The organism is Actinopolyspora sp. BKK2 (assembly GCF_011291845.1).
GTDB classification, from domain to species: Bacteria; Actinomycetota; Actinomycetes; order Mycobacteriales; family Pseudonocardiaceae; genus Actinopolyspora; species Actinopolyspora saharensis.
This window is the reverse complement of the sequence record NZ_JAANTE010000001.1, coordinates 656,116-679,983: the sequence shown is the minus strand read 5'-3', so window position 1 is coordinate 679,983 and position 23,868 is coordinate 656,116. Positions and strand designations below refer to the sequence as shown.

Annotated in this window: 23 protein-coding genes; 14 read left to right on the top strand and 9 right to left on the bottom strand. The window is 66.5% G+C overall.

Annotation, left to right across the window (positions count from 1 at the left end; all coding sequences use genetic code 11):
* Positions 1-9: 9 nt before the first annotated feature.
* The 3 genes from G9Q41_RS03015 (at position 10) to G9Q41_RS03005 (ending at position 5,152) form a co-directional block, all read left to right on the top strand.
* Positions 10-2,055 carry an N-6 DNA methylase gene (locus tag G9Q41_RS03015; protein ID WP_165631336.1) on the top strand — a complete coding sequence of 682 codons (2,046 nt, stop codon included), beginning with the start codon at positions 10-12 and terminating at the stop codon, positions 2,053-2,055.
* A 77-nt stretch (positions 2,056-2,132) separates the two neighbouring features.
* A complete protein-coding gene (locus G9Q41_RS03010; RefSeq protein ID WP_207630378.1) occupies positions 2,133-4,139 on the top strand; it encodes a class I SAM-dependent DNA methyltransferase in 2,007 nt (668 codons plus the stop codon).
* Entirely contained in the window at positions 4,136-5,152 is a 1,017-nt protein-coding gene (locus G9Q41_RS03005; RefSeq protein ID WP_165631337.1) for a restriction endonuclease subunit S, read from the top strand. Before G9Q41_RS03010 ends, G9Q41_RS03005 begins: the two co-directional genes overlap by 4 nt.
* 86 nt (positions 5,153-5,238) lie before the next feature.
* Here G9Q41_RS03005 and G9Q41_RS03000 read toward each other — a convergent pair whose 3' ends face one another.
* Positions 5,239-6,372, bottom strand: a complete 1,134-nt coding sequence (locus G9Q41_RS03000) for an IS701 family transposase (RefSeq protein ID WP_092522561.1) — start codon at positions 6,370-6,372, stop codon at positions 5,239-5,241.
* Positions 6,373-6,467: 95 nt separating this feature from the next.
* Here G9Q41_RS03000 and G9Q41_RS02995 point away from each other — a divergent pair, with 95 nt between their 5' ends.
* Entirely contained in the window at positions 6,468-6,839 is a 372-nt protein-coding gene (locus tag G9Q41_RS02995) for a hypothetical protein (protein ID WP_165631338.1), read from the top strand.
* A gap of 225 nt (positions 6,840-7,064) precedes the next feature.
* Positions 7,065-10,163 (top strand): type I restriction endonuclease, encoded by a 3,099-nt coding sequence (locus tag G9Q41_RS02990; RefSeq protein ID WP_165631339.1) that lies wholly within the window; start codon positions 7,065-7,067, stop codon positions 10,161-10,163.
* 133 nt (positions 10,164-10,296) lie between these two features.
* Here the strand turns inward: G9Q41_RS02990 and G9Q41_RS02985 are convergent, their stop codons facing one another.
* The 3 genes from G9Q41_RS02985 to G9Q41_RS02975 are packed head-to-tail and all read right to left on the bottom strand — an operon-like array spanning position 10,297 to position 11,746.
* The gene (locus G9Q41_RS02985; protein WP_165631340.1) at positions 10,297-10,806 is read right to left on the bottom strand and encodes an Imm1 family immunity protein; all 510 of its coding nucleotides are present in this window, start codon (positions 10,804-10,806) and stop codon (positions 10,297-10,299) included.
* 17 nt (positions 10,807-10,823) lie between these two features.
* A complete protein-coding gene (locus G9Q41_RS02980; protein WP_165631341.1) occupies positions 10,824-11,294 on the bottom strand; it encodes an Imm1 family immunity protein in 471 nt (156 codons plus the stop codon).
* Positions 11,291-11,746 (bottom strand): Imm1 family immunity protein, encoded by a 456-nt coding sequence (locus G9Q41_RS02975; protein WP_165631342.1) that lies wholly within the window; start codon positions 11,744-11,746, stop codon positions 11,291-11,293. Before G9Q41_RS02975 ends, G9Q41_RS02980 begins: the two co-directional genes overlap by 4 nt.
* Before the next feature lie 516 nt (positions 11,747-12,262).
* On the opposite strand from G9Q41_RS02975, the gene G9Q41_RS02970 reads away from it, so the two are divergent.
* The 3 genes from G9Q41_RS02970 to G9Q41_RS02960 all read left to right on the top strand — a co-directional run bounded on the left by G9Q41_RS02970 (position 12,263) and on the right by G9Q41_RS02960 (position 14,650).
* On the top strand, positions 12,263-12,676 hold the full coding sequence (locus tag G9Q41_RS02970; protein ID WP_245695595.1) for a hypothetical protein: 414 nt from the start codon (positions 12,263-12,265) through the stop codon (positions 12,674-12,676).
* Positions 12,677-13,102: 426 nt separating this feature from the next.
* Positions 13,103-13,825 carry a hypothetical protein gene (locus G9Q41_RS21450; protein ID WP_207630380.1) on the top strand — a complete coding sequence of 241 codons (723 nt, stop codon included), beginning with the start codon at positions 13,103-13,105 and terminating at the stop codon, positions 13,823-13,825.
* A gap of 78 nt (positions 13,826-13,903) precedes the next feature.
* Positions 13,904-14,650 (top strand): hypothetical protein, encoded by a 747-nt coding sequence (locus G9Q41_RS02960; protein ID WP_207630381.1) that lies wholly within the window; start codon positions 13,904-13,906, stop codon positions 14,648-14,650.
* A 409-nt stretch (positions 14,651-15,059) separates the two neighbouring features.
* Here the strand turns inward: G9Q41_RS02960 and G9Q41_RS02955 are convergent, their stop codons facing one another.
* The 3 genes from G9Q41_RS02955 to G9Q41_RS02945 all read right to left on the bottom strand — a co-directional run bounded on the left by G9Q41_RS02955 (position 15,060) and on the right by G9Q41_RS02945 (position 16,566).
* Complete coding sequence (locus tag G9Q41_RS02955) at positions 15,060-15,509, bottom strand: NUDIX domain-containing protein (protein ID WP_165631343.1); 450 nt, start codon at positions 15,507-15,509, stop codon at positions 15,060-15,062.
* A gap of 442 nt (positions 15,510-15,951) precedes the next feature.
* Complete coding sequence (locus G9Q41_RS02950; protein WP_165631344.1) at positions 15,952-16,224, bottom strand: hypothetical protein; 273 nt, start codon at positions 16,222-16,224, stop codon at positions 15,952-15,954.
* Between the two features lie 6 nt (positions 16,225-16,230).
* Positions 16,231-16,566 carry a hypothetical protein gene (locus tag G9Q41_RS02945; protein WP_242687019.1) on the bottom strand — a complete coding sequence of 112 codons (336 nt, stop codon included), beginning with the start codon at positions 16,564-16,566 and terminating at the stop codon, positions 16,231-16,233.
* 111 nt (positions 16,567-16,677) lie between these two features.
* Here G9Q41_RS02945 and G9Q41_RS02940 point away from each other — a divergent pair, with 111 nt between their 5' ends.
* The 5 genes from G9Q41_RS02940 (at position 16,678) to G9Q41_RS02920 (ending at position 21,006) form a co-directional block, all read left to right on the top strand.
* Complete coding sequence (locus G9Q41_RS02940) at positions 16,678-17,535, top strand: helix-turn-helix transcriptional regulator (RefSeq protein WP_092521199.1); 858 nt, start codon at positions 16,678-16,680, stop codon at positions 17,533-17,535.
* Between the two features lie 77 nt (positions 17,536-17,612).
* Entirely contained in the window at positions 17,613-17,807 is a 195-nt protein-coding gene (locus tag G9Q41_RS02935; RefSeq protein WP_092521200.1) for a DUF397 domain-containing protein, read from the top strand.
* 70 nt (positions 17,808-17,877) lie between these two features.
* Positions 17,878-17,988 (top strand): Scr1 family TA system antitoxin-like transcriptional regulator, encoded by a 111-nt coding sequence (locus G9Q41_RS21730; protein ID WP_242687018.1) that lies wholly within the window; start codon positions 17,878-17,880, stop codon positions 17,986-17,988.
* A 167-nt stretch (positions 17,989-18,155) separates the two neighbouring features.
* The gene (locus G9Q41_RS02925) at positions 18,156-18,350 is read left to right on the top strand and encodes a DUF397 domain-containing protein (RefSeq protein ID WP_092521201.1); all 195 of its coding nucleotides are present in this window, start codon (positions 18,156-18,158) and stop codon (positions 18,348-18,350) included.
* Between the two features lie 898 nt (positions 18,351-19,248).
* Positions 19,249-21,006, top strand: coding sequence for a serine/threonine-protein kinase (locus G9Q41_RS02920; protein ID WP_165631345.1), 1,758 nt, complete (start codon positions 19,249-19,251; stop codon positions 21,004-21,006).
* 128 nt (positions 21,007-21,134) lie between these two features.
* Here G9Q41_RS02920 and G9Q41_RS02915 read toward each other — a convergent pair whose 3' ends face one another.
* A complete protein-coding gene (locus G9Q41_RS02915) occupies positions 21,135-21,302 on the bottom strand; it encodes a hypothetical protein (protein ID WP_165631346.1) in 168 nt (55 codons plus the stop codon).
* A gap of 217 nt (positions 21,303-21,519) precedes the next feature.
* On the opposite strand from G9Q41_RS02915, the gene G9Q41_RS02910 reads away from it, so the two are divergent.
* The gene (locus tag G9Q41_RS02910) at positions 21,520-21,966 is read left to right on the top strand and encodes an SdpI family protein (protein WP_165631347.1); all 447 of its coding nucleotides are present in this window, start codon (positions 21,520-21,522) and stop codon (positions 21,964-21,966) included.
* A gap of 115 nt (positions 21,967-22,081) precedes the next feature.
* Here G9Q41_RS02910 and G9Q41_RS02905 read toward each other — a convergent pair whose 3' ends face one another.
* On the bottom strand, positions 22,082-23,866 hold the full coding sequence (locus tag G9Q41_RS02905) for a sigma-70 family RNA polymerase sigma factor (RefSeq protein ID WP_165631348.1): 1,785 nt from the start codon (positions 23,864-23,866) through the stop codon (positions 22,082-22,084).
* Positions 23,867-23,868: the final 2 nt, after the last annotated feature.

Below are 23,868 nucleotides of genomic sequence, written 5' to 3'. Positions count from 1 at the left end.
GGTTTCGGCGTGAACGATCAGCGCAGCAGCGCCACCGGCGCTGTGACCACCATCAACGCGGTGAACATCGCGCGGCTGGCCGGCGTGCGCCGGGCTGCGGTGAGCAACTGGCGCAAGCGCTACGACGACTTTCCCGCGCAGATCGCGGGCACCGCGTCCAGCCCGCTGTTCGACGCCGATGAGATCCGTGCGTGGCTGGACAAGTACGGCAAGCTCGCCGAGCTCCCGCTGGCCGATGAGCTCTGGCGCGAGCTCGACGGGCTGCGCGGCACGGCCGATCCGGTGGAAGTGCTGATCACGTTCGCGCTCGCGCTGCGCCACCTCTTCGACCGCCCCGACAAGCTCACCGCCGAGCTCACCACCGAGACGTTCGAGGACGACCGCGCGCTGGCCGAGGCCGTGGCAGCTCGGGTGAGCACCACGGCCGGGGAACTGGGGCTGGATCTGGAACCGCTGGCGCCCGGACCGGATTGGGCGCCGCTGCTGCGGCTGCTGGATCGCGCGCTCGAGGAGCCTTCGGCTTTCGAGGAGCTGCTGGTTTCCACCGCCGAACGGCTCGAACCGCGCGGTGCCGGGGTGGTTCCGCCGGAGCTCGCCCGGCTGATGGCGGATCTGGTCCAGCGCGACGAGGTGTTCGACCCGTGGTGCGGTCTCGGTGAGCTGCTGCTGCCCACTCTCGATTCGGGGGCTGTGGCGGGCCAGCACGCGAACCGGCAGCTGCTGCGGCTGGCCACTGCTCGCATGCTGCTGCACACCCGGACTCCGCCTCGGTTGGTGGCCGGGGACGCGCTGCGCGCGGACGGTTTCCCCGGCCGCATGTTCGGGGCGGTGTGCTGCGTGCCGCCGTGGAACGTCAAGGACTGGGGGTTCGAACAGCTGCAGTTCGACCCGCGCTGGGAGTACGGCCTGCCGCCGCGCGGCGCGGCCGAGCTGGCCTGGGTGCAGCACGCGCTCGCGCATCTGGACACCACCGGGGTGGCGGTGCTCGCCCTGCCCGCGGGGGTGTGCGGCCAGTCGCGTGGCAGGCGCATCCGCGCCGAGCTGGTGCGTCGGGGTGTGCTGCGCGCGGTGGTCGCGCTGCCCGCAGGGGCGTTTCCGGGAACTTCGGCGAGCACGGTGCTGTGGGTGCTGCGCGCCCCCGAGGCGGAGTCGCCGGGGGGTGTGCTGCTGCTGGACGGTTCGCGGCTGCTGCGGGCGAAGTCGCCGGACTGGGACGCGCTGCGTGAGCTGGTGCTGCCCGCTTGGCGGGAGTTCGACGAGGGCGGTTCGTGGCCCGCGGAGCCGGGCGCGTGCCGCGTGGTGCCCGCGATCGACCTGCTCGACGAGGAGGTCGATCTCAGCCCGGCGCGGCATCTGGCCGGGTCGGTGGAAACCGATGTGGCGGGGCTGCGCACCGCGCGGGAGAACGTGCTCGGGCTGCTGCGGGAGCTTCCCGATTACGTCCCGGAGGTGTTGCCCGAGGACGCCTCGGCGCGTCCGCACGCGCGGGTCGGGGAGCTGGCTCGCACCGGTGCGGTGACCGTGCTGCAGCAGGTCCCCACCGGCTCGCGTGAGGAGGAGTCCGCGGAGTCGAGCGGGTTGACCGCGTTGACCGCGCAGGATGTTCACGCGGGTCGGGCGCCTTCCGGTGTGCTGCGCGGTGCCGCCGAGCCGGTCCGGCTCCGCGCGGGGGACGTGGTGCTGCCGATGCTCGGCGAGCGGATCGTCAGCCGGGTGATCGAGACGGAGGAGGCGGTGCTCGGCCCGCACCTGTGGCTGCTGCGGCCGAATCCGGAGCAGCTCGACTCCTGGTTCCTGGCGGGGTTTCTGCGCAATTCGGCCAACGCCGCGCTCGGCGCGGGGTCGGGGACGGCGCGGCTGGATGTGCGCAAGGTGGAGCTGCCGCGCGTCCCTCCGGAGGAGCAGCGGCGCTGGGCCGGGACGTTCCGCGAGCTGTTCCGGCTGGAGCACGGGCTGCACCGCCTGCGCGAGGAGGGCGGCAAGCTGGTTGAGGACATGATCGACGGGCTCACTGCGCACGGGTTGCGTCCGCCCCGTGACGGGGAGTGCGGCTGAGGGTGCACCCGTCGCGTGTGGTGGTGGGGGCTGCTGATCGAATCGGGATGGTTTCGCATGGTTGAGGGGATGTCGCGTTGAGTACGAAGGATCAGGAGCTGGCCAATTTCATCTGGTCGGTGGCCGATTTGTTGCGTGGGGATTTCAAGCAGTCCGATTACGGCAAGGTGATTCTGCCGTTGACGGTGTTGCGCAGGTTGGACTGTGTGTTGGAGCCTACGCGGGTGGCGGTGTTGGAGCGCAAGAAGCACGCCACGGAGCAGCTGGGGGTGAGCAACACCGATCGGCTGTTGAAGAAGGAGTCGGGGTTTCGGTTCTACAACACCAGCAAGTTCACCTTCTCCCGTGATGTGGAGGGGTTGACCTCGCTGCTGGCCGATCAGGACCAGGTGGGCAAGAACCTGCGGGCGTTCATCGGTGGGTTTTCCGACGAGGCGGCCGAGATCCTGGACAAGTACGATTTCGACACTCAGATCAACCGGATGGAAGCAGGCGGCATCCTGTATCAGGTGGTGGGCAAGTTCGCCGCGTTGGATCTGCATCCGGACACGGTGTCGAACCAGCGGATGGGGTATCTCTTCGAGGAGCTCATCCGCCGGTTCTCCGAGATCTCGAACGAGACGGCCGGGGAGCACTTCACCCCGCGCGAGGTCATCAAGCTGATGACCAACCTGCTGCTGGATCCGGATCACGACAAGATCGTGCAGCCGGGGGCGACGCTGCGGGTGTTGGATCCGGCCTGCGGCACCGGGGGGATGCTCTCGGCGGCCGAGGACGTGGTCACCGGCTACAACGCCGACGCCACGGTCACCCTGTTCGGCCAGGAGCTCAACCCGGAGTCGTATGCGATCTGCAAGTCCGACCTGCTGATCAAGGATCAGGAGCCGGGCAACATCGCCAATGACAACTCGTTCAGCCACGATCGGCACTACGGCAAGCGGTTCGACTACTTGCTGGCGAATCCGCCGTTCGGGGTGGAGTGGAAGAAGGTCCGCGAGGACGTGGAGCGCGAGGCCGCGCTCGGCCACGCCGGTCGGTTCGGTGCCGGGTTGCCGCGCATCAACGATGGCTCGTTGCTGTTTCTGCAGCACATGATCGCGCACATGAAGCCGGTCCACGAGGGTGGTTCGCGGGTGGCGATCGTGTTCAACGGCTCGCCGCTGTTCACCGGGGGCGCCGAGTCGGGCGAGTCCAACATTCGCCGCTGGATCCTGGAGAACGACTGGCTGGAGGGCATCGTCGCGCTGCCGGACCAGCTGTTCTACAACACCGGCATTTCCACCTACTTCTGGATCCTGTCCAACAACAAGGCCGAACGCGACCGCGGCAAGGTCACCCTGCTGGATGCCCGCGAGTACTGGGCCAAGATGCGCAAGAGCCTCGGCGACAAGCGCAAGTACATCACCGAGGAGCAGATCGCCCAGCTCACCCGGCTGTACAACGAGGCCGGTTCGATCGCCGCCGACGAGAACCACGAGCTGCACGACAAGGTCCAGATCTTCAACACCACTGATTTCGGCTACCAGCGCATCACCGTCGAACGCCCGCTGCGGCAGCGCTTCGAGGTCACCGAGCAGACCCTCGCCGAGGTGGACAGCGCCAAACCCGTCGCCAAGTACGACGACCGCCCGGCGCTGCTGGCCGCGCTGCGCGAGCTGGTCGGCCACACCTGGTGGAAGAAGGTCGACTTCGACGCCGCCTTCCGCCACGCACTCGCCGAAGCCGGCGCGAGCGGGAAACTGCCCACGCCGGTGCACAAGGCCGTGACAGGCGCGGTGGCCGTCTCCGACCCCGAAGGCGAGCTACAGACCGACAAGAAGGGCACACCCCTGCCCGACCCCGAGCTGCGCGACAACGAGAACGTCCCCCTCGACGAGGACATCGATGAGTACATGACCCGCGAAGTCCTGCCGCACGTGCCGGACGCCTGGGTCGACCACAGCAAGACCAAGATCGGCTACGAGATCCCGTTCACCAGGTACTTCTACAAGTACGTGCCGCCCCGGCCGCTGGAGGAGATCGACGCCGAGTTGAAGAGCCTGGAATCCGAGATCCAGCGGCTACTTTCGGAGGTGACGGAGTGACTACCGGCTTGAACGGCGTACCGTTGCCCGAACACTGGCAATGGTCCCAGCTTCGTCACGTGACCAAAGTGGTACGGCGTGGTACTTCTCCAGACTACGTCGATGAAAGCTCTGTCAGGGTCGTGAATCAGGCCTGCGTACAGGACAGTGGTCTTGATTGGAGCAAGGTCAAATACCATCAGCATGAGGGTGACCCCAAGAGTCTCAAGGGGTATCTGTTCACTGGTGACGTGTTGGTGAACTCTACTGGAACCGGGACATTAGGGCGGGTTGGATACTTCACTCCAGAGTACGAGGATGGACATTCCATAGCTGATGGACATGTCACGGTGGTGCGGGCTGATGGAGTACAAAGCGATTCTCGATATCTGTACCACTATCTGCGATGTGCACAGTTTCAACACTACGTGATGTCAGCGTTGGTATCGGGGTCTACCAACCAAATCGAGCTCAATGCTGAGCGTTTGGCGAGTGCACCAGTTCCACTTCCACCGCTCGAAGAGCAGCGCCGCATCGCCGACTTCCTCGACGCCGAAACCGCCCGGATTGATCAGATATCTGCGATGCGTAGTCGGCAGTCTCAGCTAGCTTGGGACCGCCACCTCGCTTACATATCCGAATTGGTTACACCCGGTATAACCTCCGAAGGTAGCAAGAGTGTTCGTTGGCCGTGGCTTCCGAGTGGCATTGCTACAGCCAGACTGAGCTATTTCGTGTCGATTCAGAACGGCGTTACCGTAGATGCGTCCAGAGATACGAGCGATAGCGTGGAAGTTCCGTATCTTCGAGTTGCAAACGTGCGAGATGGGACTATAGACCTGTCGGAGGTTGCGACCATAGAAGTAGAAGAAAGTTTGGCGTTCCGATCACGCCTTAGAATTGGCGATGTTGTTATGACTGAAGCCAACGGGAACGTGGATAACCTAGTACTGCAACGGCACTCAGAGTGGGTGTCCGCGTTGTCGGTAGTGGCAGTGTCGGGCTTGGTGTTGGCGTCGGCGGCGCCAGCGTGACCAGGACCAGACGTGTTCGGCTGCGTGGGGTTTTCGGGTGATCAGGTTGATCAGCAGGCGGCGGAGCTCTGCTAAGGTGTAAGTGATCATGTCTGGGTCGCTGGCGCTGGGTTTGTTTGTGTGGCCAGCGTTTTCGACGCGGCCAGCCAGGCGAGGGCGAGCATGGACAGGGTCGTGTGGGCATACCAGGCTCGCCAGGAGCGTGCTTGGTAGTGGTCGAGTCCAGTGTCGTTTTTGGCCTGTTGGAAGCATTCCTCGACGTGCCACCGGGATCCGGCAGTCCAGGCCAGGTCGAGTAGCCGGGTCCGACGGGGCCCGTAGGTTACGTAGTAGGCGATGTCGTTGGGGTTGCTGATCGAGCGCCGTGCCAGCAGCCAGCGACCCCGCCCGGGCGGCCAGTCGGTATCGAGCGGGATGCGGGCCCAGTCATACAGGCGTGGCCCGTGCCCGCCGGCCCCGACCGAGAGCCGTCGCCAGGAATGTGGCGAGATCGTGGCGGTGAGTTCGTCGGCTCGGTGTTCGTGTCCGGAGGCGGTAGTGAGGGGGTCGTTACGTTTGGTGGCCAGCACGTAGGCGACGTCGCGCTGTTCGAGCCAGTCCCGCAGGTAGGGGACTTGCCCGTAGGCCTCGTCGCCGGTGACCCAGGCGAATGGCACCCCGGCCCGCACAGCACGGTCAATCATGGCCTGGGCCTGCTGGGGTTTGGTGGCGAAACCGACCTCGTCGGGCACCCCGGCGGCTCGGCAGCGGTCACGATCGTCGGTCCACGACCTCGGCAGGTACAGCTCCCGGTCGATCAACGCGTGCCCCGCCGAGGACGCATACGCCAGGAAGGTGCCGATCTGGCAGTTTTCCGTGCGCCCGGCCGTGCCCGAGTACTGCCGTTGCACGCCGGCCGAGCGGGTTCCCTTTTTGATAAACCCGGTCTCGTCGACAATCAAGACGCCATCCGGTGCACCGAGACGCTCGATGACGTAGTCCCGCACATCGTCGCGAACCCCGCCAACATCCCAGTCCGCACGGCGCAACAACCGCTGCATCCCATCCGGACCAACCTCACCGGCCTGCTCAGCCAGCGTCCACCCATTCTTCCGTTCCAACCCTGCGACCAGGCCCGACACGTACTCACGCACCCGCGCCCGCGGCTCCGAACGCACGAACCGCCCCGCGATCCGCGCGTGCAACCATTCCAACTCCGCCGAGATCACATCCAGCACCACACCCACCATGATCCACCATCAACCACCACCAGACCCACACGAGTGCCGTTGCAGTACTAGGCCGTGGAGCTGTATGGCGTGGTGAGGTTCCGGGTATGATCCATCAGAACCATGTCTTTGCCATCAGGCCTAGCGTCGATTATCTGGTTCCTGACTACTTGTCCGTGGTCTTGGCTTCCATTCACGGCAGGCGTTATTTTTCTCACACCTCCAGTAAGGTGGGAATTGCGACAACGAGTAGCAGTAAAGTGCTTGACTTTCCTCTTCCTCTAAAGGGGATCGATGAGCAGAAGTGTGTTTCGACTGAGGCGGAAAAACACCGCTCCGAGGCTGAACAGCTATCGAGTAAGTCAAGCCGACAGCTCGACCTCCTCGCCGAGCGCAAGCAGGCGCTCATCACCGCCGCTGTAACGGGGCAGCTGGATGTGACGACGGCGGGGCGGGCCACCTCGGATCTGCGGGCGTGACGCTGCTCCGTTCGGAGGATGGCCCGGGGCCACTGTCGCGGGAGGATGGCGGGCTTACCGCTCGTGGCCCGTGCGATCGGTGGCAGCTGGAAGGCACCGCGGGCAGCGAGCCCACCGCGCGGGCCGACCGATGAGGACAACGGACCGGAAGGCGGGACCGGGACCGCCGCTCGTTCGCCGCGTGGCGCTCGGGAAGGTCCACTCGACCAGGACTGTGGGGAAGGTATGAACGCACCGCACGGCGAGGCCGCTTTCGAGACGGCGATCGAACAGGCCTTACTCGACTCCGGATGGCTCAGGGGCTCGCCGGAGACCTACCGCGCCGACATGGGGTTGGACATGTCCGAGGTGTTCACCTTCCTCGGCGACACCCAGCCCCGCGAGTGGGAGCGGCTGCGCGCGTTCTACCCCGATCCGGACGAGGCGCAGCGCGCCTTCGGCAAGCGGTTGGCCGAGGCCATCGACCAGCGGGGCGCGTTGGACGTGCTGCGGCACGGTGTCAAGGACAAGGGGGTGCTGCTCAAGCTCGCCTACTTCCGCCCCGCGCACACCGTGGCCGCCGACGCGCTGGCCGAGTACCGCGCCAACCGGCTCACCGTGGTGCGCCAGCTGCACCACTCCGATAAGAACCCCAAGGACTCGCTGGATCTGGTGCTGCTGCTCAACGGCATCCCGGTGGCCACGGCCGAGCTGAAGAACCATCTCACCGGCCAGACCGTGGAGCAGGCCAAGCACCAGTACCGCCACGACCGCGACCCCGCGGACACGATCTTCGCCCGGCGCGCGCTGGTGCACTTCGCCGTGGATCCGGAGCTGGTGTTCGTGACCACGCGGCTGGAGGGCGCGAACACTCGCTTCCTGCCGTTCAACACCGGCAGCGAGGGCCCCGGCGTCTCCGGCGGGGGCGGCAACCCGACCGCCGCGCCCGGCCGCTACCGCACCTCCTACCTGTGGGAGAAGGTCTGGCAGCCGGACAACTGGCTCGACCTGATCCGGCGGTTCATCCACGAGCAGACCGACAGGTCCAAGCAGCCCGGAACGCGCAAGGCCAAGGCCAAGCAGAGCGAGGTGATCTTCCCGCGTTATCACCAGTGGGACGCGGTGCTGCGGATGAGCGAGCACGTCGCCACCCACGGGCCTGGCAACAACTACCTGGTGATGCACTCGGCCGGTTCGGGCAAGTCGAACACGATCGCCTGGCTCGCCCACCGGCTGTCCAGCCTGCACACTCCCGGCGACGAGGCCGAGCTCGACCCCGAGGCGGTCCGGGCGGGGCTGCGGCCCAACCAGCAGGTCTTCGACAAGATCGTCGTGGTCACCGATCGGACGGTGCTCGACCGGCAGCTGCAGAACACGATCAACCAGTTCGACCACGTCGTCGGGGTGGTCGAGCCGATCGACGGCAAGAAGGGCGGCTCCAAGTCCGCGCACGTCTCCCAGGCGCTGCACGACCCCGGGGTGAAGATCGTCATCACCACGCTGCAGACCTTCCCGTACGTGCTCGACCAGGTCGCCAACACTGGCCAGCAGCGCTTCGCGCTGATCGTGGACGAGGCGCACTCCTCGCAGTCCGGCGACTCCTCCAAGGACCTCAAGCGGGTGCTGCTCAAGCTCGGCAGCGACGACGTCGACGAGGACGGCGACCCGCTGACCGCCTCGGCGCTGGCGCGCGGCAGGCACCCGAACATGTCCTACTTCGCGTTCACCGCCACGCCGAAGCCCAAGACGCTGGAACTGTTCGGCACCCCCAACGAGCTGGGCAACTACGAGCCGTTCCACGTCTACTCGATGCGCCAGGCCATCGACGAGGGCTTCATCCTCGACGTGCTGCGCAACTACGTCACCTACAAGACCTACTATCGGCTGGCCACCGAGCAGGCCAACGAGAACAAGGAGGTCGAGGCGCGCAAGGCCAAGGCGCACCTGGCGCGCTTCGCTGAGCTGCACCCCACCAGCATGCAGCAGCGCGCCGAGCTGATCGTCGAGCACTTCCGGGAGCACACCGCCAAGCAGCTCGGCGGCCGCGCCAAGGCCATGGTGGTCACCCGCTCGCGGGAGCACGCAGTGCGGCTGTTCCTGGCCATCCGCGAGTACGTCGCGACCCGCGGCTACACCGAGCCCGATTCGCTGGTGGCGATCTCGGGCAGCCTCACCCTCGACGGGGAGGAGTACACCGAGAGCGGGCTGAACGGTTTCGGTGAGAACGAGTTGACCAGCTGGTTCCGCTACACCAGGGCCGACGATCCCAACGCCGCGCGCAGCGGTCAGCGCGAGTACCGGCTGCTGGTGGTCGCCGACAAGTACCAGACCGGTTTCGACGAGCCGCTGTTGACCACGATGTACGTGGACAAGCAGCTCAACGGGGTGGCGGCCGTGCAGACGCTCTCGCGGCTCAACCGCACCCACCCGCTCAAGAGTCAGGACGACATCTTCGTGCTCGACCTGGCCAACGACGCCGAGAACATCCAGGCCGAGTTCCGCAAGTTCCACGAGCAGGCGGTCACCCCGCCGACCGATCCCAACCTGCTCTACACCGCGCAGCACCGGGTGATGCAGTACGCGCTGCTCGTGGACTCGGAGATGCGCAACTTCGCCGATGCCCACGACACCGCGCAGAAGCAGTCCGCCACCGATGCGCAGTGGCAGCGCGCTCACGCCGACCTCTACCGGTTCACCGAACCGGCCAAGGAGCGGTTCGTTCACTACCAGGGGCAGGAGCCGGAGGAGGCCGAGGAGTTCCGGGCAGCGCTGCGGGACTACGTGCGGATGTATGCCTTCCTCGCGCAGGTGATCCCGTACTACGACACCGATCTGGAACGGCTCTACCTGTTCGGCAAGCACCTGCTCAACGTGCTGCCGCGCGGCGAGGACGGCTCCGTCGACATCGGAAAGATCGACCTCACCCACCTGCGGATCAGCAAGACCGGCGAGCACGACGTGCGCGTCGAGCCCGAGGGCGAGCAGGTGCTGCCCGGGTTCAGCGGCGGCGGCTCGGGTGCGGCGGCGGAGCCGGAGAAGGTCACGCTGGCCGAGCTGCTGGCCGAGTTCAACGAGCGGCACGGCACCAACCTCGGTGAGCACGACATGCTCGCCGACGTGGAGCGGGTCATCGCCGACGGGCACGTGCAGGCGGCGGCGTTGAACAACAGCGAGGAGACCTTCGCCGACGTGTTCGACTCCAGGTTCGAGGACAAGGTGATCGAACGCGGTGAGGACAACACCAAGTTCTTGCAGAAGTTCCTGGACGATCAGGAGGCCCGGGACGACTACATCCGGCTGGCGCGCAGGCGGGCCTACGAGATGATCCACCGCGACGTGGCCTGAAGCGGCGAGGCGCCTCCGCTGAGGGGCGGGTGGCCGGCGCGGCGATTTCGCGGGAAATCGCCGCGCCGGGCCTTCCTCACGAGAGCCGTACGAGAGGATCCGCCGACTCCTCCCGGTGATTTGCAGTCACGCTCTAGGCGACGACGTCCGGCAACGGTTGCAGGATGGCACCGGTGAAATCGCCGCGCACCCAGGTTACCGAGGCTGGACGTGCGCCGCCTGTGCGGCAGAACTCCCGGAGCGCCGTGCGGGCCTGTTCGAGGGGGAGCGCGCTGCGTGGGTCATGGTCGTGCGGGTAGCCAGGATCGATGACCAGGCGGGCCGGGGTGCTCAACGGAGCGTCCGTGCTGAAGGAGACGAACGTTTTCATCGTGGCTTCTCCCAGGAAACCTCCCCAGGTCAGCGCAGCGTAGCCGGCGGAGGGGTTGCCGGCGAGCTGGAGGAAGTTGTCCGGCGCCCACTCGAGGACCTCGTCGGTCCAGGGCTGGGTGGCGCAGTAGAACTGGGCCACTTCACCGGCTGGAAGCGGAGCATCCGCCGATCCGGGCAGGGAACGGTCGATGGCCTCATCGATCACACGGTTGATGTCGTCCCAGCGCTCGACGTGGTGGAACCGGTCATGAACGAGTGCGCTGATGATCATTCGGTAGGTCCCGACCGCTACGTGGCAACGGTCATGCGCTCGGTGATACGCCCGTAGTAGTCCGCGGCTACCCAGGTCACCGAGGCTGGACGTCGGCCTCCGGTGCTCCAGAACTCTCGGAGCGCCGTGCGGGCCTGCTCGACGGGGATGATTGTGAACCGATCGTGGTAACGCCCCGTGTCGATGTCGCTGGCCAGGCGGGGATCCTCCAGCGGCGGTTTCGAGTTGAACGATACCCACATCCGGTCCGGGTCGAGATCGGAGGCGGTGAACAGCAGCGTTGCGTACCCGGCGGTCGGGTTGACACAGACCCGTACGTGGTACTCGGGAAGGTCCATCGTTTCGAGCGTCACCGTCTGCTCACCAACGAAGACCTCGCTCGGCTGAAGCGGACTGCCCTGCGTGAGAACAGCGTTGATGACCTGATCGACCTGGTCAGCGTCGTAACCGTGCAGCCAGTCGTGTTGGTGACTCGCGCTGATGATCATGATGGGTGAGTGACGGAGGGGGCAGCCTGTTCACGCCATGTGACTAGCTGCGGAAGTTCGCCCGTCTCCAGGAATTCGGTGACGAGGCGTGTCAACGTGGGAAACGAGAGGCCGTTTCCGGCACGCATCGTGTCCGAACGGCTGGTGTGGTACTCCGGCGAGGCCGGATCTCCCACTGCCTGGCACCAATGCTCCGGGCCGGTGTACTCGGCGTAGCCGTAGCCACCAGCAACAGCGATCCTGAGTGAGTGGTCAGGGGTCGTCCGGCCCGTCAGTGGATGCTGCTTCGTCGGGCGGGACTCGTGGGTCAGTATCGCTTCGTTCGCATTCGGGTCCAGCAGTCCCGCCAGGAACGTCTCCACATCGCTGCCTGTTGCCAGAGTTGACTCGTGAAGGTCCTTGGTCACCGTGCTGTCCGGTTCGAATTCGAAGTGCTTGGCACGAATGGTCACGACGGCTCCCTTCCCATGTAGCGAGCTCGTTCGCTGTCGTGTTCGACGGCAGTCAGGCTCGCTCCAGCCTTCAGGACAAACGGTAAAAGCTGGTCGCAGGTTGCTCGCTCGTCGTCGAGCGGCGTCATTGCTCGTCGCTGAGGTTGCGCTCTCGCCCGCACACCTCTCGGTCGAGTACGAAGACTTCGTCGCCAGGGGGATTGTCCAACATCTCTACGGCGACCTTGACTTCAGCGTGCCGGGCGAGCGCCCACACACCGGGGTCGTCGGGAAACCTCGCTTGGAGCAAGCGTTCGGCACGTTTGTAGGAGTTGGCGGGGTCATCATCCCTATGGGGGGTGAAGCACGAGATCAAGAAGGTCGTCGCTGGGTGCCTCGGCGTTTCTGTCGCCGCACTCGGTTCTTGGGGAGCTATGGTCGAACAATTCGTCACATGGCAGAAGGCTACGAAGTTTCTGGTGCCTCGGTTCGGCGTTATTGGTGCAATGAGTTGTGTCGGTGGTATCGTCCGGAAATGTGTCTGATACGCAACACCGGAGTGTGGCTACGAAGTTCGAGGAGTTCTTCGGCGGGCCACGCCTGGCCACCACGGGGATCGCTGTCGTTGTGGCCCTGGCCGCGGTGATCGCGCTGGGCTGGGCCGGGGTGTCGGCGTTCGTGTGTGCCGCTGTATTCACCGGCGTGGAGGCAATCCTCGTGACAGGGTGGGTCGCGATCCGCTCGGGTGGGAGCGATGCACTGCGTGTTGGCTTGGCGGGGCTGGGTGGGCTGATCGTCCTGTTTGCGTTCGGCGCTACCGGCATATTCACCTTCGCTGAACAGAACGTCTGGTCCGGGCTCAGCGGAGTTATCGGTATAGTGACCGCGACCTTGCTCCTGCGGGTGTCTCTGCCCAGTCAGAACCACGGCATTCAGTCCCAACAACGCTAGTTGGCCTTGTGCTCCCAAGACCGACCTGAGGCGGGTGCAGCCAAGATACGACCGAAAGGGACGGTGGGATCGGACAGCGCTCGCGCTGCACCCATTCCAGTCGGCATTGGTGCACGTCAACACCCTGCTGCAACACGTCCTCGACAGTCCCGGCTGGGACGAACTGCTCGATTTGTACCGGCGGCCCCGTGCTGCTGTCTCAGCATCCCTGTTCTTAGCTCGATATCGGCTGAGTGCTGGAGAAATTACCACCTTTATTGATCGACGCGCTGTGCGGGTTGATCGCACACGATCAGCGGATGGTGCTCTCGCCACTTCCAGAGGCAGGCTGGGGATCTCTGCTGCACTGGCAGAGCTGTCTGGGGGTGGGGGCGCCTGTGTTGCGCCACCTTACGGGCAGTCCCATCTATCTGGGGAGCTTTGATCATGCACCAAAAGCAGCGCATGCTTCTGGAAAGAACGATCGGTGCGTCATCAGCACGTCGGCGATGGTCCACGGCACTGGTCTCGGCGGTTGCACTGGTCAGTGTGTTCACGCCACCAGCGATGGCCGCGGCGCCCTCAGCCACCGAGGAAGCATCAGGAATGGCACCCGCACCGGTGTCTGATGCGGCGACAGGCAGCAGCGACGAGCCTGGGCCCGTGCCTCCGAAGATCCTCGGCCTTGAGCCCGGCCAGTCACCCGATCCTGACGCCGTCCCCGACATCGCACCATCCAGCACCCTCACCAGTGGCATGTTGAACTCCTGGCAGGAAGCAGAAACCCCCACGAGAGCCGAAAGGGACGGCGCCAAGGTACCCGGATGCGCCCCCTACACCGGAGCCGATTACCCGCATCGCTCATCGACCGGGGTTGCTGTGTCGGCTCACGGCTGGTGGAAGAAGGGCACCTGCAGCAACGGCACGGCGACGGTGAAGGCGTGCCTGTACGAGTACTACACGGACGACACGTGGCGACGGAAAGCATGCAACACAGACGGCAACCTCAAACCCGGCGGTGGAAGTGCCAGGCGCGTCCCCGTACGTAAGAATTGCCCCAGCACGGCGATGACCACGTGGCGCGTTCATGTCGATGTCGACGTGAACTGGGAAATCGACGACGGAGGGATACGGTACATGACGCGCAATGTGGCGTGCCGAAAATTCTGAGAGGGGAGCCGATTGACAGGCAATCGTGAGGAAGCTCGTCCTGGAGTGGCTCCTGATTCCTACGGGGGTGCAGCCACCATGTTCGCGGCGCTGTACGGCGAACTGGAGTCGCATCCGTGGAGGGAGCCGAACTCCGACCGGGACCCGTACGTCGTTTTCCACGACAGGTCGGTTGCCATGGGGTGGATTGACGAGGCCGCTGGAGGCTTGTGGGGCATGAACGATGCGGGATGTGATCACCCGCTTGCTGCTCCGGAGATACCACTGGCCGCGTGGTTTCAGGTAGAGATGGAACCGGTGGTCGGCGAACGACCGATGCCGGTGCAGCCGTTCTTGCGCTGCGCCGGTGACGCGGCTGCACGGCTCGGCGTCCTGAGCCTGCAAGCAGTGCAGATCTTGCTGCCCGTCCACGGCCTCGATGTCTCCTCGCGTCCGGCCTATGCTCCGATTCCGTCGCTGCTCACCGCCGAATGGTTCGGCGACAGTGATCCGCAGTCCAGGACGCCGGTGCGGGTCACGCTGGACAGTGGTCAGGCTTCGTCGCTGTCCTCGGCGGCGCCGCATCTGCAGGAGCAGATCGGTCGGTTGGACCAAGACGTGTTCGTGTGCGAGTCGCTTTCCCCGGCCGAGCACGATCCACTGGCGATCCAGCCTCCGTTCGAGGACAGCTTCTGGAACGGGCCACCTCTTCACCGGGCGACCTTTCACGGGACACTCGCCGAATGGTCGCTGGATGCCCTCGGTTGGCTGGGCGGCTTCCTCACCGAGCTCAGCGCTCAGCACGGGGTCACCACCCCGCTGCTGCTCACCGCGAGCCGATCGTAGGTGGCGAACTACTGAAGGCATCACGACAGCGAGGTCGGTGTCACCAGCGCCTGCGGCCCGTGGGCGCTGGTGCACTACTGCCCGCGGGGGTCTTCTGCTGCAGAAACACGCGCCGGTGGCTCGGATTGATGGCCAAGGCGGAGAAGGTACGCTGCCGAAGCCGCTGGTGATGGGCTTTTCTCTTGTTCTCGATTCCGAGGCGTTCGTAGCGGACCGAACAGGTCAACGATCTCTCGAAGGAATTCGCGCTCGCCTCGTATCGAGCATGAAGAGGTGCCGAGATTGTTTCCGATGCGAGTTCTCGACACTGGTTACCTGTGAGAACGCCTGGCCCTGCGGTGCATCGACAAACGGTCGTTGGTCAGAGGTGTCTTCGAGACCGCACGCGAGGGCCAGGCGGGGTGCGGGGTTAGTCGGTGGGCCCGGCGAAGTGGGCGTCGATGAGTTGTTGTACTTCGGCGCTGACCGGGTGCTGCTCGGTGGTGACCACCCAGGCGGACTCGTCGTGTTCGCTGAGGTGCAGCTCGGCGGGGTTGGCCACGGTGACGGTCCAGGTGTGTTGGCGGGTGTGCTTGCCGGAGCCGGAGGTGTAGTCGAACGCGCCCAGGTAGCCGGTGATGGTCGAGATGGTCAGGCCGGTTTCTTCGGTGACTTCGCGGTGCAGCGCGGCGTACAGGTCGGTATCGGTGGGTTCGACCTTGCCGGAGGGCAGCTCCCAGGTGCCGCCGCGGAAGTCGTCGGCGGGGCGTTTGAGCAGGAGGAACGTGCCGTCGTGGTCGATGACGGCGCCGACGACGTGTTGGTCGATGCCGTCGGCGGTGTCGGCGCTGGTGAGTTCGTCCAGGTCGGGTGTGTTCATGCGGAGATACCTTCTTTCAGTTCGTGACGGTGAGTCCGGATTCGGTCGAGTGTGCCGTGCCAGCGCGTCGGCGGTGGGGAACTGTCCCGGACGTCCGGTCTGGTTCCGGCGCTGCGTAAGGCTGCGGGGATCCCGGTTCGGAGAGCAGCACCGAGTCGGCACGTCCGGGGACCAGCGGAGAACCGCGAGGTTCAGCAGATGACTCGCAGCGGGCAAGATGGTCTCTCACCCACTGGTTCGGCCGTTTCGTCCAGGGACGATGTGGAGCTTGCCTGTCCGCGTTCGTTTTCCCGCGGGGGTTGTCAGAGTCTTCGGAGGCCGGCGAGCACCCGTTCGAGAGTCGAGTACGGCACTGCGGTTCGTTTCGGCGGGGGGTCGTACAACTCGCCGGAGAATGCGGGCACGTATCCGCGTGGTCGCTGCGATTCGCGGTGCCGTCGCGTCACGGTTCCCCCTCGGCGCTGCCGGTGCCCGACTGTTCGGCGCTTCCCGCCGCCGAGTACTCGGTGATCAGGAGTTCGGTGCAGTCGGCGCAGGTGGGGGCTTGGAACCAGTCCAGTTCGCTGGGTTTGGCCATGGCGCACGGCAGGCCGCAGACCGAGGTGTCGGCCGGTCGGCCGTCCCAGTGCTTGCCGCGGAAGGCGTGGCGGTGCCACTTGAATCCGGTTCGGTCCGGTACGGGCAGCCAGTAGTGCTGTCGTTCTGTGGTCGTCACGTTCGCTCACTCTTTCCAGCTCGGTTGTCCGCGGTCCAGCCGCAGGTATTCGGTGAAGCAGTCCTCGCAGAACGGCCGAACGTGGCTCATGCGTCGTTCGCGGAACGGGGGAGCTTCGGCGTAGTCGTGCCCGCCGAGCGTGTTCACCGCACCGCCTTCGGACGGCAGCGCGTCCAACGTGGCGTGCTGGTGCGTGTCGCCTTCCGGCACGAACCACGACACGACGACCCGCCCGGTCTCTTCGCTGATCTCCACGGAGTTCCCCTGTTCCACGGCAGCCCGGCCCAGGTTCCGTCCTGCCTGCACGGCACCGATCGGCCGTGGTGCTTGCGCTGTGCTCACGGCCAGCGACAGTAGCGAACTGAAATCTTTGACTCAAGATTTGGAAAACATAGCTGTGTAGCTCATTTAGGTGATAGTCGTGAGACAGCTGACCGGCTACAGTGCTTGGCTATGGGACTCGGACCAACAGCACGTAGACGACGGTTGGGCGCGCATCTTTCCGAGCTTCGTGAGAAGGCAGGACTTACTGTCTCCGGTGTGGGCGAGCACATGGGTGCCTCGCCGCAGACCATCCGTAACTGGGAAAAGGGCCAGGCCAGCATGAAGAAGATGGAGCTGGCCGCCTTGCTGGAGCTCTACGACGCGCCTCACGAAGTTCGGCAGACTCTGGAGGACGCGCGCCGGGAAGGTTCCAAGCGCAGCTGGTGGTCGACCTACCGGCTCCCCGAGTGGTTCAAGCCCTACGTGGGGCTGGAAACGGACGCTGCCCTGGTGTGCAACTTCGAGCAGGAACTGATCCCCGGCTTGTTGCAGACCGAGGACTACGCTCGGGCGATCCACACCTCGGGCGGGCACATCACCGATCCCGAGGATGTCGAGAAGCGCGTGGCCGCACGGATGGAACGGCAACGCCGTCTGTTCGACAAGGACAATCCACTGGAGCTGCGTGCTGTGATCAGTGAGGCGGCCCTGCAGCGCAAGGTGGGTGGTCGGAAAGTGTGGAGTGAGCAGCTGGAACACTTGTTGACGATGGCCGATCTGCCCAACGTCATGTTCCAGGTCGTTTCGTACGAGGCTGGCGAGCACGCCAGCATGACGTCGGGGTTCACCGTGTTGGAGTTCTCCGAACCCGCAGACCCCGATGTGGCCTATATGGAAAGTCCGCTGGGAGGGCACGTGATCGAGGACAACTCGGATGTGACGTTGCTGCGCAACTTGTTCGACGAACTGCGCTCCTCGGCGATGCCACAGCGCGAGTCCGTCGACCTGGTGCGTGAGATCGCCCCAGGACAGCCCCTGACGGCGTAGTTCGCCCCTGCCCTGTCTCGCTAGCCTGGGGCCGTACGATGCACCTCGGCGAGATCGAGACTCCGAAAGGGGCGGCAATGGCAGACCTGTCGCGCGCGACGTGGCGGACAAGCTCGCGCAGCGGAAATGGCGGACAGTGCGTCGAGGTCGCAGTGACCTCGGAGGCCGTTGGTGTTCGTGACAGCAAAGACCGTGCGGCCGGTCATTTCGCAGCGGCCCCCGCGCAGTGGTCCGCCTTCATCGACGCCGTGAAGGCCAACAGGTTCGACTGACCATCAGCCGAACAGCTTCGCACCCTCGGATTCGTTTCCGAGGGTGCTTTTCGTGTGTGCACGGGTGGTAGTGAACGACGAAGCCGCGTTGCACCGGCGGATCGGTGACTACCAGGTGTCGTGGGATCAGCTTCGACACCTGCGCAAGAAGGCCAGACGCTCCACCGTCATTCTGGGGTAATTCCTTTCACGACCGACGAGCCCGTCGCACTCGGCAGCGGGCGGAAGCTGTCGCCTGCAAGCGGGCAATTCGATATCCTGCGTGTGGCGGCGTCCGAGCGCGAGACAGCCACGATGCTGGACCGCCGAATCAAGGAGCTGCGACACCAGACCACGGAGTAGGTAATCATGGCTGATCTGACCGGCGTGACCTGGCGGAAGTCCAGCCGCTCGCAGGGCGCGAACAACTGTGTCGAGGTCGCGGTGACCACCGACGTCGTTGGCGTGCGCGACACGAAGGACCGTGCTGCCGGGCACTTCACCACTACCGGCAGGCAGTGGTCGGCCTTCCTCACCGCCGTGAAGACCAGCCGATTCGACTGAGCCCCGGTTCGCCCGATCGGCAGCCGAACAGCTTCGCACCCTCGGATTCGTTCCGGGGGTGTTTTTCGTGTGTGCACGCTCGGTAGTGAACGAAGAAGAGCCCCCTGATCGTGACCAGGGGGCTCATGCTATATTTCTTCCGCCAAGATAGAAATAAAGCAGTGCTGAGTCTAGCACGGAATAGACTTCCCTCCACGCGCGCCCCAGGCAGCGCGTGGGTAGGGCTGTAAGTCCTGGCCACGGTTCACAGCCGTGCGGCTCCCGGTCAGAGCGGGTGCAGTCCGCGCGTCAGGCAACGCACGATCTAGGCGAACCCGGCCGTGTACTTGGTAAGCCCTGGCGCTCATGCTCGGGCACTATCGGCCCACCATCGCCGCTCTGCCCGTAACCCCCGGCTCGGCGCGGGTGTAACACCCCGCGCGGGGTGAAGCTCCGAAGTCACAATTCCGGTAGACCGAGAAGCTCACCTCCCTCTCGGTCCCGGGCGAGCTGTGCCGAACGCACGACTCACCCGAGATCGAGGGGGGATCGCAGCCTTACGGGTCCACGCGGTTCCCGAGCCCGCGGCATCGCCTCCGGCTCCGGGGCGGGGTGGACGGCGGCTCGACTTCGGGGTCGCTGGAGGCTGTCGGGGGCTGCGGTCCGTAACCGGGAGCAACCCCGAAACCAGGGGAGTCCGCCCCGGCAGACGGGAAGCCGGTGCGCTGCGAGTCCGCGGCGAATCCGCTGGGTTCGGAGACGCCGTCGCGCAGGCGCGGGCGCAGGCGCAGGCGCGGGCACGAGCGCGGGCGCGGGCACGAGCGCGGGCGCGGGCGGGCAGCCGCGGGGTCCGGCAGGGCGGTCACGAGGGCGCCCAGCGGGAGGCACAGCCAGGCAACGCAGTGCCTCACCTGTTGCTTTGACCGCTGGCGGCCGGGGTGATACGGATGATCAGCTGTCCGTGGGGGCGCAGTGGGACACCGTGGTTCCGCTCGACTCGGGCGGTCATCCGGCGGAACCCCGCGCGGCGGTGGCGATCTCCGCCGCGGAACCGGTACGGAACGCGCGTTCCGTACCGCCCGGGCGCGCCCGCCGGAGCGGAGACCGGGGCGGTGCGACGGTGGAAGGTGACGAGGAGGAGCCGGTGGGCAGCAACCGGGTGATCGCGCGGCGGTACGAGCTGACCTCGCCGATCGGGCGGGGATCGATGGGCGATGTCTGGTCCGGCTACGACCAGCGGCTGGACCGGCGGATCGCGGTGAAGCTGCTGCCCGCGACCAAGCTGGCCGAAGCCGACGACCCGCAGAATCTGACCAAGCGCTTCGTGCGCGAGGCCCAGCTCACCGCCAAGGTCGAACACCCCGGTGTTCCCGCGGTGCACGACGTCGGCACCGAGGGCGACGAGCTGTTCCTGGTCATGCAGCGGATCTCCGGCACCGACCTCGTCAACGTCATCGGCGAGCACGCGCCGCTGTCGGTGACCTGGTCGGCCTCGATCGCCGCGCAGATCGCCGCCGTGCTGAGCTCGGCCCACGAGGCCTCGCTGATCCACCGCGACCTCAAACCGAGCAACGTGATGATCGCCGACAGCGGCACGGTCAAAGTGCTCGACTTCGGCATCGCGGCCGTGCTGGAAGGCGGTTACACCAAACTCACCCGTGCGGGCGAGAGCATGGGAACCCCGGCCTACATGGCCCCGGAACAGGCCATGAACAACACCGCCACCCCGGCCGGGGACCTCTACTCGCTGGGATGCGTGCTGCACGAGCTGCTCAGCGGCGAGCGGGTGTTCGAAGCCCCCGGCGCGCCCGGGATCGTCCACAAGCACATGAGCGTCTCGCCCACCCCGCTGCGGGAGTGCGGAGCGGCGGTTCCGGCGGACCTGGAACGGCTCGTGCTCGACCTGCTGGCCAAGAACCCGCAGGACCGGCCCGAGGACGCGGGGGAGGTCTACCGGCGGCTGCTGCCGTACCTGCCCGCGCCGGAGGACTCCGCGACCGCCGTCGACGGCGGCGACCCGACAGCTCCCTACCGGCACCCGCACGCCCCGCGGTCCGCGCGACGTCGGCCCGAATCCACCGAGCCGTCCGGCGAGGTGCCCGCCGCCGATCCGCACGAGGCCGAGGAACGCATCCGCTCCGAGCAGCAGCGGGCCAACGAACTGGTCGACGAGGCACGGTTCACGCAGGCGGCCGAACTGCTGCGCTCACTGCTGGTCGACCGCTCGCTGCGGCAGCAGCTCACCCCGGACCGCAGGACGAAGATCAGGCGCAACCTCGCGACCTTCCACTTCCTCGGCGGCGACTACCGCGCCGCGCTGGAGGAGTACAGCGTGCTGCTCGCGGAGCTCGACGACTACTCGGGAGCCTCGACCGCCTCGGTGCTGGAATGCCGCGTCATGGCCGCCACCTGCCGCATGGAACTCGGCGAGAACCAGCGGGCGGCCCGCGAACTCCGCTCGCTGCTCAACGAATACCTGCGCCTGTTGCCCGAGGAACTGGAACGCATCCTGGAAGTGCGGGTTCAGCTCGCCACGCTGCTGTCGAACACCGGGGAGACGGACGAGGCCAGGCAACTGCTGCGGCAGGTGCTGGCCGTGGCCACCACCGAGGAATCCGCGCTGCACGCCGAGCAGGCGCAGCGGATGCTGGACCGGCTCGACGAACTGGGGCGCTGACGCGCGGATCCGGCCCGCCCCGCGGCGGCTTCGCGAGCCGGGCGGGCGCGGCCGCAGCCGCCGTTCCCGCGCGGGTAGCGCCTCCGGCGCGCGGTGTCGAAGGCGTGTCGGCGGTGCGGGCGGTGCTTTCAGCCGAAGAGCTTGGCCAGGAACCACCCGATGCGGCTGACCTTGCGCACGCGGGGGTTGTCGGCCACCCCGTGGATCTCCCACTGCTGCCCGCACACCTCGCAGCGCCACAGCCCGATCCGCGAGGTGTCCGGTTCGCAGCGGTGCCCGTTGCGTCCTCGTCGCACAGTACCGATCACACCACGAATTCGCCCGCCTGTCGCGGGGGAACCCACTCCGCGGTGAAACGTCGCCGAATGCGGTGACAGCCCGGGGAGTGGGCGGTGGTGGTGTCCACTGTCGTCGGAAAACAGCCCCGTGTCGGCGGTTCCGCTCGGTGGTGCTTCCGGTCCCGCCGCGGGCAGCGGTCTCGCGGAGTGCCGTCCGACTCGACGGGCCGGAGCAATGGTGTGGATCATGCGGGTGGGCAGGCAGCGAGATTTTCGGTGGGAGGTGCGCATGGTCGGACTCGGGGCGGTGATCGGCCTGGCTGCAGGCATGTTGATGCTGGCCGGGGTTTTCGACTACATCCGCCGGGACACCATCCGGGGGAAGTTGGGCCGGAACCAGGCGATCGGGATCAGGACCAAGCCGACCATGGCCTCCGAGCGGGCCTGGCAGGCCGGACATCGGGCGGCGGCTCCCTGGCTGTGGTGGGCCGCGCGGAGCGGTTACGTGCTGGCTCCGGCCAGTGTGCTGCTCGGTGTCGTGCTCGCGGCGCTCGACACGGGTGGCGTGCTCGGAGTGATCATCGGCTTCGCCTGCTTCGCGGCCGTGCTGGCCTTCGTCCTGGTCGGGATGCGTGCGGCGAACCGGGCGGCCGCGAACGTCGTCGAGGAGCACGACCACTGAGTCGCTGCCTGCACACCGGTGTGGACCCGCTCGAGCGGGTGGGCAGTGCGCCCCGGCACCGCGTGGCCGGAGGCCTCGCCGGTGTCGACGTCCGCCGAGCCCGGTCCGGTCCGCCCTAGTCCGCGTCGGCTTCCGCGTCCTCGTGCTCGTGGTGCTCCTCGCGATGCTCGTGTGCGGGCTCGGTCCCGCTGCCGGGGTGTTGCCGCCTCCGCCTGGTCACCGTCTTGCGCGTCGGGAACGCGAGCACCTCGGCCAAGGGTTTCTCCTCCCGAAATCGGGGGAGGACTTCGGTGATTCTCTTGAGCGCTTTGCGCTCGATCTGGCGGATGCGTTCGCGCGTGACCCCGTACTCGCGGCCGATGGTCTCGAGAGTGCCCGGTTCGCCGCGGAAACCATAGCGGCGGTGCAGAATGTGGCGTTCCCGCTCGTCGCACCACTCCAGCAGCGCCCGGTGCACGTCCTCGGGGTCGAGGCCGAACAGGTCCGGCTCGGCGCTGTCCCGGTAGCGTTCGTTGGCTTCGTGCAGAGTGGTCTCGTCGAGCTGCTCCAGCAGCTGTTCCAGCGAGCTACTGCGGGGCAGTTCGGTCAACAGACTGCGAACCTGTTCCGGGGAGATGTCCGCGTGGGCGGCTATGGACGTGTAGTCCGCCGAGCCTCGGCTCTCCCGGAGGAAGCGTTGTGCGCTGAGCACGGGGTTGAGCTGTTCCACCAGATGTACCGGATAGCGGATCGTGCGGACTTGATCGGCCAGTGCTCTGGTGATGCGTTGTCTGATCCACCAGGTGGCGTAGGTGGAGAACTTGTTCCCTTTGCGATAGTCGAACTTCTGCACCGCGCGCCACAGCCCGAGGGTGCCTTCCTGGATCAGGTCGAGCTGTTCGAGCCCGCGCCCGCGGTACTCCTCGGCCACCGAGTGGACCAGCCGGAGGTTGGCGGTGACGAAATCGGCGAAGGCTCGATCACCCTGCCGAACCAGTGATTCCAGCTCGGCGGTCAGGGAGGTGGACAGCAGCTGCTCGGTGTTCAGGCGGTGCCGGGCGGAGGAGCCGTTCTCGATGGTCTTGGCGAGTTCGACTTCCTGCTCGGCCGAGAGCAGGGCGTACTTGTTGATCTCCTTGCGGTACTGGATCCGCGGGTCGATGCTCGCGCCGCCGCCTGGCTGCTGTCTGGGGTCGGGGAGCGCGGGGAGGTACTTCGGCGCCGGGGTGGGGATCCGGCGGATCCGTCCACGCTCGCGGTGTCCTGCGGTGCTCGTTTCCGGGGTGTGCTCGGCCGCGGGGAGCTCGGTTGTGGAGTCCGGTTCGACCTCGGGCTCGATTGCGGTTTCGGGTGCGGGGATCTCGGGTGCGGCCGCAGGTTCGCTCTCGGGGCCGAGTGCGAGCTCGGCTGTGGAATCGGGCTCGGCTCCGGTCCCGGGGAGTTCGGGAGCGACCTCGGGACCGATCTCGGGCTCGTCCGCGGGTGCGGCTCCGGGCTGCTCGGGCTCGCGGGGCGCGGGGAGGGGCTGCCCGAGATCGGCGAGTGAGATCGAGCTGGTGTCCAGCCGCTCGTGCCCGTGCAGGACGAGCGCCCCCGCCGGTTCGCGCTCCGGTGGCGCCTCGGCCGGTGGCGCCTCGGCCGGGGGCTGCTCGGTCCCCTCGGGGTCAGCAGGGGCCGCCGGTGCGGTGGCCTCGGGCGGTGCGGCGGAGCCGCTCAGGGCGGGCGGCAGCTGCATCCCCGCGTCCAGCAGTTCCCGCAGCAGCAGCGGAAACTCCTGCTGGGCGACGGCGTGCTCGTGGACCGCGGCCTGTACGTCCGGAACGGACAGTTGGACCCGGTTCGCCTGCGTGGCGTGCTCGCACAGCGCGGCCACGGCGCGGCGGCGGGCCTGTGCTCGCGCGTCCGGTGTGCTGGTGTGCATGT